The 19,386-nt window shown below is 67.9% G+C and carries 20 protein-coding genes; 19 read left to right on the top strand and 1 reads right to left on the bottom strand.

Annotation, left to right across the window (positions count from 1 at the left end; translation table 11 throughout):
- The first annotated feature begins 83 nt into the window (after window positions 1-83).
- Window positions 84-419 (top strand): FmdB family zinc ribbon protein, encoded by a 336-nt coding sequence (locus JOD31_RS11390; protein ID WP_204950484.1) that lies wholly within the window; start codon window positions 84-86, stop codon window positions 417-419.
- A 102-nt stretch (window positions 420-521) separates the two neighbouring features.
- Here the strand turns inward: JOD31_RS11390 and JOD31_RS11385 are convergent, their stop codons facing one another.
- A complete protein-coding gene (locus JOD31_RS11385; RefSeq protein WP_204950483.1) occupies window positions 522-1,502 on the bottom strand; it encodes an aldo/keto reductase in 981 nt (326 codons plus the stop codon).
- Window positions 1,503-1,770: 268 nt separating this feature from the next.
- Here JOD31_RS11385 and JOD31_RS19820 point away from each other — a divergent pair, with 268 nt between their 5' ends.
- The 18 genes from JOD31_RS19820 (at window position 1,771) to nuoN (ending at window position 19,347) form a co-directional block, all read left to right on the top strand.
- Window positions 1,771-2,733 (top strand): cell wall hydrolase, encoded by a 963-nt coding sequence (locus JOD31_RS19820; protein WP_204950482.1) that lies wholly within the window; start codon window positions 1,771-1,773, stop codon window positions 2,731-2,733.
- A 302-nt stretch (window positions 2,734-3,035) separates the two neighbouring features.
- On the top strand, window positions 3,036-3,401 hold the full coding sequence (locus JOD31_RS11375; protein ID WP_024816396.1) for an NADH-quinone oxidoreductase subunit A: 366 nt from the start codon (window positions 3,036-3,038) through the stop codon (window positions 3,399-3,401).
- A 4-nt stretch (window positions 3,402-3,405) separates the two neighbouring features.
- Window positions 3,406-3,975, top strand: a complete 570-nt coding sequence (locus tag JOD31_RS11370) for a NuoB/complex I 20 kDa subunit family protein (protein WP_204950481.1) — start codon at window positions 3,406-3,408, stop codon at window positions 3,973-3,975.
- A 10-nt stretch (window positions 3,976-3,985) separates the two neighbouring features.
- On the top strand, window positions 3,986-4,606 hold the full coding sequence (locus JOD31_RS11365) for an NADH-quinone oxidoreductase subunit C (protein ID WP_204950480.1): 621 nt from the start codon (window positions 3,986-3,988) through the stop codon (window positions 4,604-4,606).
- 100 nt (window positions 4,607-4,706) lie between these two features.
- Window positions 4,707-5,138, top strand: a complete 432-nt coding sequence (locus JOD31_RS11360) for a GFA family protein (protein WP_204950479.1) — start codon at window positions 4,707-4,709, stop codon at window positions 5,136-5,138.
- Entirely contained in the window at window positions 5,131-6,315 is a 1,185-nt protein-coding gene (locus JOD31_RS11355) for an NADH-quinone oxidoreductase subunit D (protein ID WP_204950478.1), read from the top strand. The genes JOD31_RS11360 and JOD31_RS11355 overlap by 8 nt, the downstream gene beginning before the upstream one ends.
- A gap of 124 nt (window positions 6,316-6,439) precedes the next feature.
- Window positions 6,440-7,366 carry an NADH-quinone oxidoreductase subunit NuoE gene (gene nuoE, locus JOD31_RS11350; protein ID WP_246482474.1) on the top strand — a complete coding sequence of 309 codons (927 nt, stop codon included), beginning with the start codon at window positions 6,440-6,442 and terminating at the stop codon, window positions 7,364-7,366.
- A gap of 4 nt (window positions 7,367-7,370) precedes the next feature.
- Complete coding sequence (nuoF, locus tag JOD31_RS11345) at window positions 7,371-8,672, top strand: NADH-quinone oxidoreductase subunit NuoF (RefSeq protein WP_204950477.1); 1,302 nt, start codon at window positions 7,371-7,373, stop codon at window positions 8,670-8,672.
- 344 nt (window positions 8,673-9,016) lie between these two features.
- Window positions 9,017-11,089 (top strand): NADH-quinone oxidoreductase subunit NuoG, encoded by a 2,073-nt coding sequence (nuoG, locus tag JOD31_RS11340; protein WP_204950476.1) that lies wholly within the window; start codon window positions 9,017-9,019, stop codon window positions 11,087-11,089.
- A 3-nt stretch (window positions 11,090-11,092) separates the two neighbouring features.
- Entirely contained in the window at window positions 11,093-12,100 is a 1,008-nt protein-coding gene (nuoH, locus tag JOD31_RS11335; RefSeq protein WP_204950475.1) for an NADH-quinone oxidoreductase subunit NuoH, read from the top strand.
- Window positions 12,097-12,330 (top strand): hypothetical protein, encoded by a 234-nt coding sequence (locus tag JOD31_RS11330; protein WP_204950474.1) that lies wholly within the window; start codon window positions 12,097-12,099, stop codon window positions 12,328-12,330. The genes nuoH and JOD31_RS11330 overlap by 4 nt, the downstream gene beginning before the upstream one ends.
- A complete protein-coding gene (locus tag JOD31_RS11325) occupies window positions 12,327-12,560 on the top strand; it encodes a hypothetical protein (protein WP_204950473.1) in 234 nt (77 codons plus the stop codon). Before JOD31_RS11330 ends, JOD31_RS11325 begins: the two co-directional genes overlap by 4 nt.
- 30 nt (window positions 12,561-12,590) lie before the next feature.
- Window positions 12,591-13,079: an NADH-quinone oxidoreductase subunit NuoI gene (gene nuoI, locus JOD31_RS11320; protein WP_020185822.1), complete on the top strand. Its 489-nt coding sequence runs from the start codon at window positions 12,591-12,593 to the stop codon at window positions 13,077-13,079.
- 52 nt (window positions 13,080-13,131) lie between these two features.
- Window positions 13,132-13,761: an NADH-quinone oxidoreductase subunit J gene (locus JOD31_RS11315; RefSeq protein ID WP_204950472.1), complete on the top strand. Its 630-nt coding sequence runs from the start codon at window positions 13,132-13,134 to the stop codon at window positions 13,759-13,761.
- Between the two features lie 2 nt (window positions 13,762-13,763).
- On the top strand, window positions 13,764-14,072 hold the full coding sequence (gene nuoK / locus JOD31_RS11310; RefSeq protein ID WP_204950471.1) for an NADH-quinone oxidoreductase subunit NuoK: 309 nt from the start codon (window positions 13,764-13,766) through the stop codon (window positions 14,070-14,072).
- A gap of 29 nt (window positions 14,073-14,101) precedes the next feature.
- Window positions 14,102-16,210, top strand: a complete 2,109-nt coding sequence (nuoL, locus tag JOD31_RS11305) for an NADH-quinone oxidoreductase subunit L (RefSeq protein ID WP_204950470.1) — start codon at window positions 14,102-14,104, stop codon at window positions 16,208-16,210.
- A 4-nt stretch (window positions 16,211-16,214) separates the two neighbouring features.
- A complete protein-coding gene (locus JOD31_RS11300; protein WP_204950469.1) occupies window positions 16,215-17,729 on the top strand; it encodes an NADH-quinone oxidoreductase subunit M in 1,515 nt (504 codons plus the stop codon).
- A gap of 181 nt (window positions 17,730-17,910) precedes the next feature.
- On the top strand, window positions 17,911-19,347 hold the full coding sequence (nuoN, locus tag JOD31_RS11295; protein ID WP_204950468.1) for an NADH-quinone oxidoreductase subunit NuoN: 1,437 nt from the start codon (window positions 17,911-17,913) through the stop codon (window positions 19,345-19,347).
- The last annotated feature ends 39 nt before the right edge of the window (window positions 19,348-19,386 follow it).

Raw genomic sequence — 19,386 nt, 5'->3', positions numbered from 1 at the left:
CCGGAAAGGCGCTCTCTCGAAAAACGATCCCGGATCGGCGCGGCTCCGCCGCTTGTCCGGGATGACGCTCTGGGAGATTTCAAATGCCCGTCTACGAATACGCCTGCGACGACTGCGGCCCCTTCACCGCGCTGCGCCCGATGGCGGCTTTCCAGGATCCGCACGCCTGCCCGCTCTGCGGCGACGAGGCCCCGCGGGTCATGCTGACCGCGCCCGCGCTCGCCGGCATGGATCCCGCCCGCCGCATCGCCATGGCCACCAACGAGCGCTCGTCGCATGCGCCGAAGAGCTCGAAGAGCCACGCTCCCGGTTGCGGCTGCTGCTCCGGCCGCGGCCTGAAGACGCCGGCCGCGGTCGCCGCGCAGCCGCCGGCCGCCAAGAGCTTCCCGAACGCGCGGCCCTGGATGATCAGCCACTGACGGCCTGTCCGGCGACACGCCGTCACGCCCGCGTCGCCGGGCATGACGGCGTGTTCGCCTGAGCCCGAAGTTCACCTCAGCCCGACGGTTCCTGGCGAGCGCTCAGGAAAAGCCCGCCACGGCGTGCGGCGTATAGGGCGCCTCCAGCGCCTCGATCTCCTCGGAGGTGAGGTCCAGCGACAGCGCGGCCACGGCGTCCTCGAGATGGTGCGGCTTCGAGGCGCCGATGATCGGCGCGGTCACCTCCTCCTTCTCGAGCACCCAGGCCAGCGCGACCTGCGCCCGCGGCACGCCGCGCGCCTTCGCGATCTGGCCCACCGCGTCGATCACCTTCGCGTCGGCGGCCTCCGTGGCCCCGAACAGCGACTTGCCCACCGCGTCGGTCTCCTGCCGGCCGCTCGACGCGCCGGCCTCGCGGGTCAGCCGGCCGCGGGCGAGGGGGCTCCACGGCAGCACGCCGACCCCTTCGTCGGCGCAGAGCGGCAGCATCTCGCGCTCCTCCTCGCGGTAGAGCAGGTTCAGCTGGTTCTGCATGGAGACGAACTCGGTCCAGCCGTTCAGCCGCGACGTCGAAAGCGCCTTGGCGAACTGCCACGCGTACATGGACGAGGCGCCGAGGTACCGGACCTTGCCGGCCTTCACCACGTCGTGCAGCGCCTCCATCGTCTCCTCGATCGGCGTGCCGTAGTCCCAGCGGTGGATCTGGTAGAGGTCGACGAAGTCGGTGCCGAGCCGCTTCAGGCTGGCGTCGATCGAGGCGAAGATCGCCTTGCGCGACAGCCCGCCGCCGTTCGGACCCTTGCTCATGGGGAAGTAGACCTTGGTGGCGATCACCACCTCATCGCGGGCGACGTAGTCCTTCAGGGCGCGGCCCACGATCTCCTCGGAGGTGCCGTCGGAGTAGCTGTTCGCGGTGTCGAAGGTGGTGATGCCGAGATCGAGCGCCTTGGCGAGGAAGGGGCGGCTTTCGTCCTCGGGCAGGGTCCAGGCGTGGTTGCCGCGGTCCGGAACGCCGTAGGTCATGCAGCCGAGCACGATGCGCGAGACCTCGAGGCCGGTCCGGCCGAGCTTCACGTAGTCCATGGCGGGTCTCCCGATCCTTCGCCCCGCCAAGTCGGCGCGGGCGGCGGCACGATAGGGCGTGGCCTACGCCGGGGAAACCGGCGTAGGCGCGACCCAGCCATTCGGCGCCGCAAACGGCGCATCGGCGCACTTATCCGTGCAGCGTTCGCGGATTCGGTCGAGTCGTTAAGTCTTTGATGACTCCCCGCAGGCTTCTTTAGAGACAGTCGAGGAGCGTTGCCGAGCGGTCACGGGGGCCCGGCCGGCTTCGAAGCGTGTGAGTATCGGTATGCGTAGCGTTTTCGAACGACGGGCGAGAGTCTTCGCGCTCGTTCTTCTGCCCCTCTTTGTCGCCGGCTGCGGCTCCACGTCCAAACTGCGGCGCGTGAGCCTCAGCGACCGCGAGTGCATGGCCCGAGTCATGTACTTCGAGTCGAACCGGTCGAGCGACGACGGCATGCTCGCCGTCGGCACGGTGGTCATGAACCGCAAGGAGTCGGGGCGCTATCCCCGCACGGTCTGCGGCGTCGTCGGCCAGCCCAACCAGTTCGCCCCCGGCGTGCTCACCAAGCGGATGACCGACAGCGGCCGCCCGCGCGCCTTCCGCATGGCGGAGGCCGTGCTGTCCGGCGCCCGGCACCCCCGCGTGGGCCGGAAGTCGATGTTCTTCCACACCGCCGGGTACCGGTTTCCCTACCGGAACATGCATTACGTCGCGGTCGCCGGCGGCAACTCGTTCTACGAGAAGCGCAAGCCCGAACTGGTCATGGCCTCGCAGGACGACGTGATGCGCCAGCAGATGGCGGCCGCGGGCAGCCTGACCGCGTCGAACATCTGGTCGCCGTCGCGGCCAGTGCGCGAGCGGCCGATCGTGGTGGCCGACGCGCGGCCGGCCCGGACGGCGGTCCGCGACGTGGAGACCTTCGGCTACCAGCCGCCGGCGGCCCGTCGCGCCGCGCCGGAGCCGACCTGGCGCGAAGCCAGGCTGGAGCCGCGCCGCGAGCCGTCGGTGCGCCCGCAGGCGATCTACGATCCGCGTGACGAGCCCGTCGTCCAGGCCCGCCGCGAGCCCGTCTACGAGGTGCGGCCCGAACCGGCCTATGAGGCGCCTCGCCGGACGGTGAGGCTCGACGAAGCGCCCGTCATGGCCTCGGCCGGGCCGGTTTCGATCACTCCTGAGCCGAGGCCCGCGCCCCGGCAGAAGGCCCGCTCGATCGAGGACCTGATCGCCGCTTCGGAAGGCGGACGCTGATCAATCGATAGGAGTTATCTATCGTTGGGATGTTGAAAAGGCGCGCCGATCCGGCGCGCTTTTTTTTACGTAAAGCCTACGTCCGACAAGAGGTTTTCCGCTGGGGGACAACTCCGCCGACCTTCGAGTTTGGAATTGTTACGTTTCGGACCCGCGGACGTCTTGCGCCTAAAGTGGCACGGGTCTAAGGCTCCCGATGTGCGGAGCGACGCGCGCCGATTTGGCGCATGTTCAAGCTTGGATCGTGGGCCGCGGCGCTGTCTCGCCCGGTCTTCGACACAGATGGAAGGTTCAGGCGCGCGATGACGAACCTGTTGGCCGACTACCTGCCTCTCGTCATTTTTCTCGCTGTGGCGCTGGTCGTCGGCGTCGCGCTTCTGGCCTCGCCGTTCCTGATCGCCTACCAGAACCCGGATCCCGAGAAGCTCTCGGCCTACGAGTGCGGCTTCAACGCCTTCGACGACGCGCGCATGAAGTTCGACGTGCGGTTCTATCTCGTCGCGATCCTGTTCATCATCTTCGACCTCGAGGTCGCGTTCCTGTTCCCCTGGGCGGTCGCGTTCAAGGAGGTCGGCCTGTTCGGCTTCTGGTCGATGATGGCCTTCCTCGGCGTTCTGACGATCGGCTTCGTCTACGAGTGGCGCAAGGGCGCCCTCGAGTGGGATTGATCCGATGACCGCGAACCAGACCCTGGTCGCCGACGCCCCCAAGGGCCTCGTCGACGCCTCCGGCCGGCCGATCGGCCACGACGACCGCTTCTTCCGCGAGGTGAACGCCGAGCTCTCCGACAAGGGCTTCCTCGTCACCTCGGCCGAGGACCTCATCACCTGGGCCCGCACCGGCTCGCTGATGTGGATGACCTTCGGCCTGGCGTGCTGCGCCGTGGAGATGATGCAGGTCTCGATGCCACGCTACGACGTGGAGCGCTTCGGCTTTGCGCCGCGCGCCAGTCCGCGGCAGTCGGACGTGATGATCGTCGCCGGCACGCTGACCAACAAGATGGCTCCCGCGCTCCGCAAGGTCTACGATCAGATGCCGGAGCCGCGCTACGTCATCTCCATGGGCTCCTGCGCCAACGGCGGCGGCTACTACCACTACTCCTACGCCGTGGTGCGCGGTTGCGACCGCGTGGTGCCGGTGGACATCTATGTCCCGGGCTGCCCGCCGACCGCGGAGGCGCTGCTCTACGGCGTTCTGCTCCTGCAGAAGAAGATTCGCCGCATCGGCACGATCGAGCGGTGAGGGCGGAGCCATGAGCACTTCTCCCCACGACGTCCTCGAGACGCTGGCAGCCCACATCGCCCAGGGGCTCGGCTCCGCGATCGTCTCCACGTCGGTCGCTTTCGGCGAACTGACGCTGAAGACCGACGCCGCCCGGATCGTCGAGGTGACGACCTTCCTGCGCGACGATCCCGCGTGCCGCTTCATCTGCTTCGTCGACGTCTGCGGGGCGGACTATCCGTCGCGCGAAAAGCGGTTCGACGTGGTCTACCATCTGCTGTCGCCGGCGAAGAACCTGCGCGTCCGCGTGAAGCTCGAGGCGAACGACGAGACGCCTGTGCCGTCGATCACCGAGATTTTCCCCGGCGCGCTGTGGTTCGAGCGCGAGGCGTACGACCTCTATGGCGTGCTGTTTTCCGGCCACCCCGACCTCCGCCGCCTGCTGACGGACTACGGCTTCGACGGCTACCCCCTGCGCAAGGACTTCCCGCTCACCGGCTTCGTCGAGGTGCGCTACGACGACGAGTCCAAGCGGGTGGTCTACGAGCCGGTCCGCCTGAACCAGGAGTTCCGCAACTTCGACTTCCTCTCGCCCTGGGAAGGCACGGACTACGTGCTGCCCGGCGACGAGAAGGCGAAGCAGCCGAACTGAGGGACGAGGCGATGGCGGCTGGCGAGCGCGTATCCGGCAAGTGCCTCTGCGAGGCGGGGCTTTTCAAGCGACGCCCCCGGCCGTCCGAGGGAGCGCGCGCATGTCTGACATGACAGCGCGGACCGGCGGCTGTCTCTGCGGCGCCGTGCGCTTCTCCGCGAAGGCCGCGGCGCACATGGACGTCTGCCATTGCAGCATGTGCCGGCGCTGGAGCGGCGGCGTCTTCATGACCGTACCGGTCGAGGAGCTGGCGATCGAAGACGAGGGCGCGCTGCGTGCGTTTGCGTCGTCCGGCTACGGCGAGAGGGTGTTCTGTGGAACCTGCGGCTCGAGCCTGTTCTGGCGCATGCAGGACGGCTCCGCCGTCGTCGCTTCGCTGCAGGCGTTCGACGATCCGTCGGGCATCGCCTTCGCGGAAGAGATCTTCATCGACGACAAGCCCGCGCTCTACAGCTTCGCCGATGACACGGCCAAGCTCACGGGCGCCGAGTTCATCGCCCGCGTGAGCGGGCAGGAGCAGGCCGGTGGCTGAGCAGGACATCCGCAACTTCACGATCAACTTCGGTCCGCAGCATCCCGCGGCCCACGGCGTGCTGCGCCTGGTGCTGGAGCTCGACGGCGAGGTGGTCGAGCGCGTCGATCCGCACATCGGCCTGCTTCACCGCGGCACCGAGAAGCTGATCGAGGCCAAGACCTACCTGCAGGCGATGCCCTATTTCGACCGGCTCGACTACGTCGCGCCGATGAACCAGGAGCACGCGTTCTGCCTCGCCACCGAGCGCCTGCTCGGCGTCGAGATCCCGATGCGCGCGCAGCTGATCCGCGTGCTCTACAGCGAGATCGGCCGCATCCTCTCCCACCTCCTCAACGTCACCACGCAGGCGATGGACGTCGGCGCGCTGACGCCCCCGCTGTGGGGCTTCGAGGAGCGCGAGAAGCTGATGGTGTTCTATGAGCGGGCGTCGGGCTCGCGCATGCACGCGGCCTATTTCCGGCCGGGCGGCGTGCATCAGGACCTGCCCGACCAGCTCGTCGAGGACATCGCCCACTGGTGCGTCGGCTTCTACAAGGCGCTGGACGACATCGACCAGCTCCTCACCGAGAACCGCATCTTCAAGCAGCGCAATGTCGACATCGGCGTGGTGCCGCTGCATGAGGCGTGGGAGTGGGGCTTCTCCGGCGTGATGGTGCGCGGCTCCGGCGCGGCGTGGGACCTGCGCAAGTCGCAGCCCTACGAGTGCTACGCCGATCTCGACTTCGACATCCCGATCGGCAAGAACGGCGACTGCTACGACCGCTATCTCATCCGCATGGAGGAGATGCGCCAGTCGGCCCACATCATGCAGCAGTGCTGCGCGCGCCTGAAGACCGAGCGCGGGCCGATCGCGACGCTCGACGGCAAGGTGGCGCCCCCGAAGCGCGGCGAGATGAAGCGCTCGATGGAGGCGCTCATCCACCACTTCAAGCTCTACACCGAGGGCTACCGCGTGCCCGAGGGCGAGGTCTACGCCGCCGTCGAGGCGCCCAAGGGCGAGTTCGGCGTCTACCTCGTCTCCGACGGCACCAACAAGCCGTACCGCTGCAAGATCCGGGCGCCCGGCTTCGCGCATCTCTCCGCCATGGACCACCTGTGCCGCGGCAACATGCTGGCCGACGTCTCCGCGATCCTCGGCTCGCTCGACATCGTGTTCGGCGAGGTGGACCGGTGAGGCTCCGTCACGCACGCGCCGTCATGCCCGCCCTTGCGGGCATCCACGACTTGGACACGCCGCGGCTTCGGGAAGTCGTGGATACCCGGACTGCGTCCGGGCATGACGTTGAGGGAATGGCCTGATGTCCGTCCGCCGTCTCGCCGAGGTCCAGCCCGCAGATTTCGCCTTCACGCAGGACAACCTGCAGTGGGCGGAAGGGCAGATCGCCAAGTATCCGGAAGGCCGGCAGGCCTCGGCCGTGATCCCGCTGCTGTGGCGCGCGCAGGAGCAGCACGGCGGCTGGCTGCCGGAGCCCGCGATCCGGCGCATCGCCGAGATGCTCGGCATGCCGACCATCCGCGTGATGGAGGTCGCGACCTTCTACACGATGTTCAATCTGCGCCCGGTCGGCGAGCACTTCGTCCAGCTCTGCGGCACGACCCCATGCGCGCTGCGCGGCGCGAACGCGCTCAAGGACGTCTGCAAGACGCACATCGGCGAGCAGAACCACGTGACCGCCGACGGCAAGCTGAGCTGGCTCGAGGTCGAGTGCCTCGGCGCTTGCTCCAACGCGCCGATGGTCCAGATCAATTTCGACTACTACGAAGACCTCACGCCGGAGAGCTTCGAGGCTCTGCTCGAGGACCTGCGCGCCGGCCGTCCGGTGAAGACCGGTTCGCAGACCGGCCGCTCGTGCTCCGCGCCGCTCGGCGGCGACACCTCGCTGACGGACGAAAGCCTCTACGATGGTTCGGTGGTGGGCGCGTGGAAGAGCCGGTTCGCCGACGAGGCTTCGGGAGACGCCACCGAAGCCGACAGCGCGGGGCGACCCGCCGAGGGTTCGCGCCCCGAGGCCCAGGCCGCGAAGGGCAAGGGCGACGCCGAAGCCGCCGCGGACGGCAAGACGCAGGACGCCGCGCCGGTCCAGGCGCGCACCAGCGACCGCAGCCGCCGCGAAGGCCAGCCCGCCTGGAACAGCGGCGCCGCCAAGGGTGAGTCCAAAGGCGAGACGCAGCCTTCCGGCGAGGGAACGCCGTCCGCCGCGAAGCCGTCCGACAAGGGAGCGTGACGCCATGCTGACCGATCGCGACCGCATCTTCACGAACCTCAACGGCCGCCGCGGCGCCGACCTCGAGAACGCGCTCAAGCGCGGCGCCTGGGACGAGACCAAGTTCCTGCTCGAAAAGGGCCGGGACTGGATCGTCGCCGAGATGAAGGCGTCGGGCCTCCGCGGCCGCGGCGGCGCGGGCTTCCCGACGGGCCTGAAGTGGTCCTTCATGCCGAAGCCTCAGGAAGGCCGCCCGCACTACCTCGTGGTCAACGCCGACGAGTCCGAGCCCGGCACCTGCAAGGACCGGGAGATCATGCGGAACGACCCGCATCTCCTGATCGAGGGCTGCCTGATCGCGTCCTTCGCGATGCACGCCAACGCCTGCTACATCTACATCCGCGGCGAATACGTCCGCGAGAAGGAAGCTCTGCAGCGCGCGGTCGACGAGGCCTATGCGGCCAATCTCGTCGGTAAGAACAACAAGCACGGCTACCCCTTCGACATCTACGTCCACCACGGCGCCGGCGCCTACATCTGCGGCGAGGAGACGGCCCTTCTGGAGAGCCTCGAGGGCAAGAAGGGCATGCCGCGGCTGAAGCCGCCGTTCCCGGCCAACATGGGCCTCTACGGCTGCCCGACGACGGTGAACAACGTCGAGTCGATCGCGGTCGCCGGCACCATCCTGCGCCGCGGCGGCGCCTGGTTCGCCGGCATGGGAAAGCCCAACAACACCGGCACCAAGCTGTTCTCGATCTCCGGTCACGTCGAGCGGCCGTGCAACGTCGAGGAGGAGATGGGCATCTCCTTCCGCGAGCTGGTGGAGAAGCACTGCGGCGGCATCCGCGGCGGCTGGGACAACCTCTACGCGGTCATCCCCGGCGGCTCCTCCGTGCCGGTGCTCCCCGAGCACCAGTGCCAGGACCTGTCGATGGACTTCGACACGCTGCGCAACCTCAAGTCCGGCCTCGGCACCGCGGCCGTGATCGTCATGGACAAGTCCACCGACATCGTCCGCGCTATCGCCCGGATCTCGCACTTCTACAAGCACGAGAGCTGCGGCCAGTGCACGCCGTGCCGCGAGGGCACCGGCTGGATGTGGCGCGTGCTGGAGCGCATGGCGGTCGGCCGCGCGGAAAAACGCGAGATCGACATGCTGCTGGAGGTCTCGACCCAGGTCGAAGGCCACACGATCTGCGCGCTCGGCGACGCCGCGGCCTGGCCGGTGCAGGGCCTGATCCGGCACTACCGCCACGAAATCGAAAAGCGCATCGACGACTACGCCGCGAACCCCGCCCCGCGGGACTTCGCCGTGGCGGCGGAGTGAGGGGCGATGTTTCGGTACGCCGCTCTTGTGGGATGCCTCTTTCAAGCTTGGCTTTCGTTGCCAGCGTTTGCGCTTGCGCGGGAGTATTGCTCCGAGAATGGAAGTTCGCGGCTGGTCATTTCTGATGCGATACCTCATGCGGAATACAATGGTAGCTATTGCTACCTGGAAATTCCGAGTTCAATTGAAGGTAATGCGATCATCAAGTGTGATCGGATGCACTTAAAGCTTGTTGTCGAATTTCTGGATGTAAATAGCATTCTGGTAAAGGATGGCGTTGGACTAAATCCCACGCCATTTCAAGATTGCCAGGTGATGCGAGCGTCGCGAAGGGGGACGGGTTTATGACCAAACTCATCGTCGACGGCGCCGAGGTCGATGTCCCGGCCGACTACACCATCCTGCAGGCCTGCGAGGCCGCGGGGGCCGAGATTCCGCGCTTCTGCTTCCATGAGCGGCTGTCGATCGCCGGCAACTGCCGGATGTGCCTCGTCGAGGTGAAGGGCGGACCGCCGAAGCCGGTGGCCTCCTGCGCCATGGGCGTGCGCGACCTGCGTCCCGGCCCGAACGGCGAGCCGCCGGTGGTCTCCACCCGTTCGCCGATGGTGAAGAAGGCGCGCGAGGGGGTGATGGAGTTCCTGCTCATCAACCACCCGCTGGACTGCCCGATCTGCGATCAGGGCGGCGAGTGCGACCTGCAGGACCAGGCCATGGCCTACGGCGTCTCGGGCTCGCGCTTCCACGAGAACAAGCGCGCGGTCGAGGACAAGTACATCGGCCCGCTCGTCAAGACGACGATGACGCGCTGCATCCATTGCACCCGCTGCGTCCGCTTCGTGGCGGAAGTCGCCGGCTGCGCCGAGATCGGCGCCATCGGCCGCGGCGAGGACATGGAGATCACGACCTACTTGGAATCCGCCATGTCGTCGGAGCTTCAGGGCAACGTCATTGACCTCTGCCCGGTCGGCGCGCTGACCTCGAAGCCCTACGCCTTCCAGGCGCGGCCGTGGGAGCTCAGCAAGACCGAGTCGATCGACGTGATGGACGCGCTGGGCTCGGCGATCCGCGTCGACGCCCGCGGCCGCGAGGTCATGCGCATCCTGCCGCGCACGAACGAGGACGTGAACGAGGAGTGGATCTCCGACAAGACCCGCTTCATCTGGGACGGCCTGCGCACCCAGCGGCTCGACCGCCCTTACGTGCGTGAGAACGGTCGCCTCCGGCCGGCCTCCTGGCCCGAGGCGCTCGGCCATGTCGCCGCGAAGATCAAGGCGGCGGACAAGGCCCGCGTGGGCGCGATCGTCGGCGATCTGGCGGCGGTGGAGGAGATCTTCGCGCTTAAGGATCTGTTCGGCCGGCTCGGGGTGATCAACCTCGACTGCCGCCAGGACGGCTCGGCGCTCGATCCCTCGCTCGGCCGCGCGAGCTATCTGTTCAACGCCACCATCGCCGGCGTCGACCAGGCCGACGCGATCCTGCTGATCGGGACCAACCCGCGCCTCGAGGCGCCGGTGCTGAACGCCCGCATCCGCAAGCGCTGGCGCCTCGGCGAGGTCCGCGTCGGTCTCGTGGGCGAGCGCGCGGACCTGACCTACGGCGCCGAGCACCTCGGCGCGGGCACGGGCTCGCTGACCGAGATCGTCGAGGGCAAGAGCGGCTTCGCCGAGATCCTCGCCAAGGCCGCGCGGCCGCTCGTCATCGTCGGCGCCGGCGCGCTGGCGCGGGAAGACGGCCTCGCCGTGCTCGCCGCGGCCTCCAAGTTGGCGTCCGGCGCAAACGTCGCCGCGGGCTGGAACGGCCTGTCGGTGCTGCACGCCGCGGCCTCACGCGTCGGCGCGCTCGACCTCGGCTTCACGCCGGGGCAGGGGGGCAAGACCGCCGCCGAGATGGCGGCGCCCGGCGCGCTCGACGTGGCCTTCCTGCTGGGCGCGGACGAGATCGAGGTCGCTCCCGGCGCCTTCGTGGTCTACCTCGGCACTCACGGCGACCGTGGCGCGCACCGCGCCGACGTCATCCTGCCCGGCGCGGCCTATGTCGAGAAGTCCGGTACCTACGTGAACACCGAAGGCCGCGTGCAGGTCGCGAACCGCGCGACCTTCCCGCCCGGCGAAGGCCGCGAGGACTGGGCGATCCTGCGTGCGCTCTCCGACGCCGTCGGCGCGCGGCTGCCCTACGACTCGCTGCCGCAGCTGCGGGCCGCGCTCTACGCGGCGCATCCGCACTTCGCGGCGGTCGACGAGATCGCCGCCGGCGAGCCGGCGGACCTGTCGGGCCACGCAGGCGGCGCGCTCTCGGGCGACGCCTTCGTCAACGCCGTCGCCGATTTCCACCTGACGAACCCGATCGCGCGCGCTTCGGCCATCATGGCCGAGATGAGCGCGCTCAAGCGCGGGTCGCTCGCGCAGGCGGCGGAGTAAGTCGTGGACACCGTTCTCCAGATCCTGCTGATCCTGCTCCAGAGCGTCGCGCTGCTCGTCGCGCTGCTCGTGTTCATCGCCTACATCCTGCTGGCGGACCGCAAGGTCTGGGCGGCGGTGCAGCTCCGCCGCGGTCCCAACGTGGTCGGACCGTTCGGCCTGTTCCAGTCCTTCGCCGACCTGCTCAAGTTCGTGCTGAAGGAGCCGGTGATCCCGTCCAGCGCGAACAAGGGCGTGTTCCTGCTCGCGCCGCTGGTGACCTGCTTCCTCGCGCTCGGCGCCTGGGCGGTGATCCCGCTCGCGGACGGCTGGGCGATCGCGGATCTCAACGTCGGAATCCTCTATGTGTTCGCGATCTCGTCGCTCGGCGTCTACGGCGTCATCATGGGCGGCTGGGCGTCGAACTCGAAGTACCCGTTCCTCGGCGCCCTGCGCTCGGCCGCGCAGATGGTGTCCTACGAGGTCTCGATCGGCTTCGTGATCATCTGCGTGCTGCTCTGCGTCGGCTCGCTGAACCTCTCCGACATCGTGCGCGCCCAGGACACCGCCGCCGGCGTGTTCGGTTGGTACTGGCTGCCGCTGTTCCCGATGTTCGTGGTGTTCTTCATCTCGGCGCTGGCCGAGACCAACCGGCCGCCGTTCGACCTGCCGGAAGCGGAGTCGGAGCTCGTGGCGGGCTTCATGACCGAGTACGCCTCGACGCCGTACCTGCTGTTCATGCTCGGCGAGTACGTGGCCATCATGACCATGTGCGCGCTGACGACGATCCTGTTCCTCGGCGGCTGGCTGTCGCCGATCCCGTTCGCGCCCTTCACCTGGATTCCCGGCGTGTTCTGGTTCGTCGGGAAGATGTGCCTGGTGTTCTTCATGTTCGCCATGGTGAAGGCCTTCGTGCCGCGCTACCGCTACGACCAGCTGATGCGACTCGGCTGGAAGGTGTTCCTGCCGATCTCGCTCGCGATGGTCGTGATCGTGGCGGCGGTGCTGCAGTTCACGGGGTGGGCGCCGTGACCTTCGTCGGGGGCCTCGTGGGCCTCATGCTGGGGCTGGCGCTCGGCATGCTGTTCGGACGCGTGGCGCTGCCGCGCGTGCTGGAGCAGCAACGGCGCCGCGGCGGCATCCGGCGGCCGGACCTGCTCGAGGGCCCGACCCGGCAAGTCTACGCCATCGTGTTTCCGGGCCTGTTCGCGGTCGGGGGCGCCGTCGGCGGGGCGGCGCTCGGCGGATATCTCGGCGGATGACGCCGGGACTGGCCGGCGCCGTTCTGGGAGCGGCCGTCGGCGCGTTGCTGGGCTGGCTCGGCGCGAAGGCGATCAACGCCGGGGTCGACCGGCAGATCGAGACGGCGTCCCCCGAGGACGCCAGGAAGTTCACGACGATCCGCCGGCTCGCCGGTCCGATCGTCATCGTCACGACGATCGTGGAGATCGCGGTCGTGGGCTACGTGGCGGCGGAATTGCTGGCGGGCTGATGACGGCTCGCAAACGAAACGAGGGTTGAGATGCGGCTCGATCAAGCGGCCCGCTCGCTGTTCCTGAAGGAGTTCGTGTCGGCGTTTTTTCTGTCGATGCGCTACTTCTTCCGGCCGAAGGCGACCATCAACTACCCCTTCGAGAAGGGCGCGATCTCGCCGCGCTTCCGGGGAGAGCACGTCCTGCGCCGCTATCCCAACGGCGAGGAGCGCTGCATCGCGTGCAAGCTGTGCGAGGCGATCTGCCCGGCGCAGGCCATCACGATCGAGGCCGGCCCGCGCCGCAACGACGGCACGCGCCGCACGACCCGCTACGACATCGACATGGTGAAGTGCATCTACTGCGGCTTCTGCCAGGAGGCCTGCCCGGTGGACGCGATCGTCGAGGGTCCGAATTTCGAGTTCGCGACCGAGACCCGCGAGGAGCTCTACTACGACAAGGAGCGCCTGCTCGCGAACGGCGACCGCTGGGAGCGCGAGATCGCGCGCCGCATCGCGCTCGACGCGCCGTACCGGTGAGGCGACCGATGCCGACCCGTCGCTCTGATCTTCCGCGCAAGGAATTCCGCGCATGAGTATGGCCGCGCTGTTCTTTTACCTGTTCGCGGGCGTCGCCGTCGCATCTGCGTTCATGGTGATTTCGTCAAAGAATCCCGTGCATTCGGTGCTTTTCCTCATCCTCGCCTTCGTGAACGCGGCCGGCCTGTTCGTTCTCATGGGCGCCGAGTTCCTGGCGATGATCCTGGTCGTGGTCTACGTCGGCGCCGTCGCGGTGCTGTTCATGTTCGTGACCATGATGCTGGACGTGGACTTCGCCGAGCTGCGCGACGGCTTCCTGCAGTACCTGCCGATCGGCGCGCTGGTGGGGCTGATCGTGCTGGTCGAGCTGGTGCTGGTGGTCGGGACCTGGGGCGTCGGCGGCGCGCCGCACACGGTGGTCGCGAAGGCGCCGATCCCGACCGACGTCACCAACGCCGAGGCGCTCGGCCGCGTGCTCTACACCGACCACCTGCTGCTGTTCCAGGCCGCCGGCCTCGTGCTGCTGACCGCCATGATCGGCGCGATCGTGCTGACGCTGCGCGAGCGCCGCGTCGGCGTGAAGCGCCAGGACATCGCCGCCCAGGTCGCCCGCAGTCCCGCGACCGCGATCGAGGTCGTCAAGGTGCGCCCGGGCCAGGGCCTTTCGGAGACGGGGGTCTGACCATGGCGATCGCGCTCGGACATTACCTCACGGTCGCGGCGATCCTGTTCACGCTCGGCGTGCTCGGCATCTTCCTGAACCGCAAGAACGTCATCGTCATCCTGATGTCGATCGAGCTGATCCTGCTTGGCGTCAACATCAACCTGGTGGCGTTCTCCACGCACATCGGCGATCTCAAGGGCCAGGTGTTCGCGCTGTTCGTGCTCACCGTCGCGGCCGCCGAGGCCGCCATCGGCCTCGCGATCCTCGTCGTCTACTTCCGCAACCGCGGCACGATCGCGGTCGAAGACATCAACCGGATGAAGGGGTGAGGGGCTTTTAAGCCTCCGACAGACCGCTGATGTACCATCTGATCGTCTTTCTCCCCCTTCTCGGCGCGATCCTCGCAGGGATCGTCGCGCTCGCGGGCGCGCGCCGGCGCAACCCCGGCGCGGTCGGCCCCCTCGATGCGTTCCACCACGCGCACGACCATGGCCACGCCGGCCATCACGACGCGCAGGCGCATGACTCTCACGCCCATGACGCGCATGGCCACGACGACCACGGGCATGACGACCACGGCCACGGCCCGGTCGAGCCGGCGGCGCAGGGCTCGCGGCTCGCGGAGCTGATCACGACCGGCCTGCTGATGGTGTCGGCGGCGCTGTCGTGGATCGCCTTCATCGACGTCGGCCTGTCGGGCAACGACGCGCACGTCACCGTGCTGCGCTGGATCACCTCGGGCAGCCTCGCGATCGACTGGGCGTTCCGCGTCGACACGCTGACGGCGGTGATGCTTGTCGTCGTCACCTCGGTGTCGGCGCTCGTGCACCTCTATTCGATCGGCTACATGCACGAGGATCCGCACCGTCCGCGGTTCTTCGGCTACCTCTCGCTCTTCACCTTCATGATGCTCATGCTGGTGACGGCGGACAATCTCGTGCAGCTGTTCTTCGGCTGGGAGGGCGTCGGCCTCGCGAGCTACCTGCTGATCGGCTTCTGGTACCAGAAGCCCTCCGCCAACGCCGCCGCCATCAAGGCCTTCGTGGTCAACCGCGTCGGCGACTTCGGCTTCCTGCTCGGCATCTTCGCGACCTACGTCATCTTCGACAGCGTGCAGTTCGCGACCATCTTCGCCGACGCGCCGGGCGCCGCGGAGAAGACGATCCACTTCCTCGGCCACGACTGGCACGCGCTCACCGTCATCTGCCTGCTGCTGTTCATGGGCGCGATGGGCAAGTCGGCCCAGCTCGGCCTGCACACCTGGCTGCCGGACGCGATGGAGGGCCCGACGCCGGTCTCAGCGCTGATCCACGCCGCCACCATGGTGACGGCGGGCATCGTGCTCGTTGCGCGCATGTCCCCGCTGTTCGAGCACGCGCCGGACGCGCTGACCGTGGTGACGATCGTCGGCGCGACGACCGCGATCTTCGCGGCGACGGTCGGTCTGGTCCAGAACGACATCAAGCGCGTCATCGCCTATTCGACCTGCTCGCAGCTCGGCTACATGTTCGTGGCGCTCGGGGTCGGGGCCTATGGCGTCGCGGTGTTCCACCTCTTCACCCACGCCTTCTTCAAGGCGCTGCTGTTCCTCGGCAGCGGCTCGGTCATCCACGCGATGCACCACGAGCAGGACATGCGGAAGATGGGCGGCCTGCGCCGGCTGATCCCGCTGACCTACTGGATGATGGTGATCGGCACGCTGGCGCTGACCGGCTTCCCGCTGACCGCCGGCTACTTCTCGAAGGACGCCGTGATCGAGGCCGCCTACGCCGCGCACACCAGCGCGGGCCTCTACGCCTTCACGCTGACCGTGCTCGCGGCGCTGCTGACCTCGTTCTACTCCTGGCGCCTGATCTTCCTGACGTTCCACGGCGAGCCGCGGGCGTCGCTCGAGACCATGAGCCACGTGCAGGAGAGCCCGCGCTTCATGACGGTGCCGCTGCTGGTGCTCGCCATCGGCGCGCTGTTCGCCGGCCTCGTGTTCAAGTCGCGCTTCATCGGCGAGAAGTACGACGACTTCTGGAACGGCGCGCTGTTCACCGGCGAGCACAACGAGATCCTGCACCACATGCACGAGGTTCCGGCCTGGGTGGTGTACTCGCCGTTCGTGATGATGGTGGTCGGCTTCTCCGTGGCCTGGCTGTTCTACGTGAAGAGCCCCGGCATCCCGGCGGCGCTCGCGCGCCGGCACGAGCTGATCTACCAGTTCCTGCTCAACAAGTGGTACTTCGACGAGCTCTACGACCTGATCTTCGTGCGCCCTGCCAAGTGGATCGGCCGCTTCCTCTGGAAGACCGGCGACGGGCGGATCATCGACGGGCTCGGCCCGGACGGGATCTCGGCCCGCGTGATCGACGTCACCAACCGCGTCGTCCGCCTGCAGACCGGCTACGTCTACCACTACGCCTTCGCGATGCTCATCGGCGTCGCGGCCCTCTTCACCTGGTTCCTGATGCGGGGGCTGTGAGGCTATGACCGGCTGGCCCATCCTTTCGCTGCTGACGTTCCTGCCGCTGGTCGGCGTCTTCTTCCTGCTGATGATCCGCGGGACGGACGAGGCGAGCCTGCGCAACGTCAAGCACGTCGCGCTCTGGACGACGGTGCTGAACTTCGTCGTCTCACTCGTGCTGTGGGCGAAGTTCGATCTCGCCGAGCCCGGCTTCCAGTTCGTCGAGCAGGCCGAATGGCTCGGCTCCTCGATCAACTACAAGCTCGGCGTGGACGGCATCTCGGCGCCCTTCGTGGTGCTGACGGCCTTCCTGATGCCGTTCTGCATCCTGGCGTCCTGGACCTCCATCACCCACCGGGTGAAGGAGTACATGATCGCCTTCCTCGTGCTCGAAACGCTGATGATCGGCGTGTTCTCCGCGCTCGACCTCGTGCTGTTCTACCTGTTCTTCGAAGCCGGCCTGATCCCGATGTTCCTCATCATCGGCATCTGGGGCGGCAAGCGCCGGGTCTACGCTAGCTTCAAGTTCTTCCTCTACACGCTGCTCGGCTCGCTGCTGATGCTCGTCGGCATCCTCGCGATGTACGGGACCGCCGGCACCACTGACATCGTGGCGCTGCTCGCCTACAAGTTCTCGCCCGAGATGCAGACCTGGCTGTGGCTCGGCTTCTTCGCCTCCTTCGCGGTGAAGATGCCGATGTGGCCGGTCCACACCTGGCTGCCGGACGCGCACGTGGAGGCGCCGACCGCGGGCTCGGTCATCCTGGCCGGCATCCTGCTGAAGATGGGCGGCTACGGCTTCCTGCGGTTCTCGCTGCCGATGTTCCCGCTGGCGAGCGAGTACTTCGCGCCCTTCGTGTTCACGCTGTCCGTCGTCGCGATCGTCTACACCTCGCTGGTCGCGCTGATGCAGGAGGACGTGAAGAAGCTGATCGCCTACTCCTCGGTCGCGCACATGGGCTTCGTCACCATGGGCATCTTCGCGCTGAACGAGCAGGGCGTGCAGGGCGCGGTGTTCCAGATGATCAGCCACGGCGTGGTGTCGGGCGCGCTGTTCCTCTGCGTCGGCGTGGTCTACGACCGGCTGCACACCCGCGAGATCAAGGCCTTCGGCGGCCTCGTGAACCGCATGCCGTGGTACGCCGCGGCCTTCCTCGTCTTCACCATGGCGAACGTCGGCCTGCCCGGCACCTCCGGCTTCGTGGGCGAGTTCCTCACGCTGATGGGCTCGTTCCGGGCCAACACCTGGGTCGCGCTGATCGCCACCACGGGCGTGATCCTGTCGGCCGGCTACGCCCTCTGGCTCTACCGCCGCGTCGTGCTCGGCGCGCTGGAAAAGCCGGACCTGGCGGGCATCCCGGACCTGTCGCGTCGGGAGATCGTGCTGCTCGCGCCGCTGGTGGTCCTGACCATCCTGTTCGGCGTGTGGCCGGCGCCGGTGATCGACTTCTCCGCCGCCTCCATCGGCGGCCTGCTCCAGCAGACCACCGCCGCCATCGAGAGCGCCGGCAAGGCCGCCGCGCTGGTGGGGCAGTGATGCGGCGTCGGATGCGCGACGGCGCGGTCATCTCCTCCACGTCATGCCCGCGCCTTCGCGGGGGTATCCGCGACTTCGGGCGCCGCCTGACGTCCACCTCGTGGATACCCGGCTTCGCCGGGCATGACGGCGTGCGCGTCGCGACGCGCCAGCGAAACTTCGATCGAGGCTGCTGACCACCATGGACGCCACAGCTTTCCCCGCCCTTGCGCCTGCGCTGCCGGAGATCATCCTCGCGGTCGGGTCGCTCGCGCTCGTGCTCATCGGCGCCGTCATGGGCGATCGTTCGACGCAGCTGATCAACGGCCTTGCGCTGGCGTTGCTGGCGGCGGCCGGCGTCGCCGTGGTCGTTGCGCCGGACGCCGTCACCTTCGGCGGCAGCTTCGTGCTGGACGGCTTCGCGCGGTTCATGAAGATCGTCGCCTTCATCGGCGCCTACGCGGCGCTGCTGCTCTCGTTCGACTACATGGAGCGGCTCAAGTTCGCCCGCTTCGAATACGCCATCCTGGTGGTGCTCTCGACGCTCGGCATGGCGCTGATGATCTCGGCGCACGACCTGATCGCGCTCTACCTCGGCCTCGAGCTGCAGAGCCTCGCGCTCTACGTGATCGCCGCCATCAACCGCGACGACGAGCGCTCCACCGAGGCCGGCCTCAAGTACTTCGTGCTCGGCGCGCTGTCGTCCGGCATGCTGCTCTACGGCGCGTCGCTGGTCTATGGCTACACCGGCGCGGTCGGCTTCGCCGACATCGCGGAGGCGCTGAAAGGCGGCGAGGCGTCGCTTGGGCTGATCTTCGGCGTGGTGTTCCTGATCTCGGGCTTCGCGTTCAAGGTCTCCGCGGTGCCGTTCCACATGTGGACGCCGGACGTCTACGAGGGCGCGCCGACGCCGATCACCGCCTTCTTCGCCTCCGCCACCAAGGTCGCCGGCATGGCGATGTTCGTGCGCGTGATCATGGAGGCGTTCCCCTCCGTCACGAGCGAGTGGCGGCAGGTGGTGGTGTTCGTGGCGCTCGCCTCGATGGCGCTCGGCTCCTTCGCGGCGATCGGCCAGAAGAACCTCAAGCGCCTGATGGCCTACTCTTCGATCGGCCACATGGGCTACGCGCTGGTGGGCCTCGCCGCCGGCACGCCCGAGGGCGTCCGCGGCGTCATGATCTACCTTGCGATCTACGTCGCCATGACGCTCGGCGCCTTCGCCTGCATCCTCTCCATGCGGCTCAAGGACGGAACCTACGTCGAGAGCATCTCCGACCTCGCAGGGCTGTCGCGCACCAAGCCGGCCATGGCCTTCGTGCTGGCGATGATCCTGTTCTCGCTCGCCGGCATCCCGCCGCTCGCCGGCTTCTTCGCGAAGTTCTACGTATTCTATGCCGCAGTGAACGCGGGGCTCTACCCGCTCGCGGTCGCAGGCTTCGTGCTCTCGGTTGTGGGCGCGTTCTACTACCTGCGCATCGTCAAGATCATCTACTTCGACGAGCCGACGGTGGCCTTCGAGCCGATGAGCTTCGGCGGCAAGGCTGTGCTGACCATCGCGGGCGGCTTCACGCTGCTTTACTTCGTCTACCCCGGCCCGCTAACCGCCGCCGCCGGCGCCGCGGCGCAGTCGCTGTTCTGAGGTGAGAGCTGAGCCCTCGCCTGTCGCGCCGGGAGGCCG

Origin of the sequence: Methylopila capsulata (genome assembly GCF_016907975.1) — a bacterium.
GTDB lineage: Bacteria > Pseudomonadota > Alphaproteobacteria > Rhizobiales > Methylopilaceae > Methylopila > Methylopila capsulata.
The sequence above is the reverse complement of the archived record's forward strand: the minus strand, read 5'-3'. Positions and strand labels throughout refer to the sequence as shown.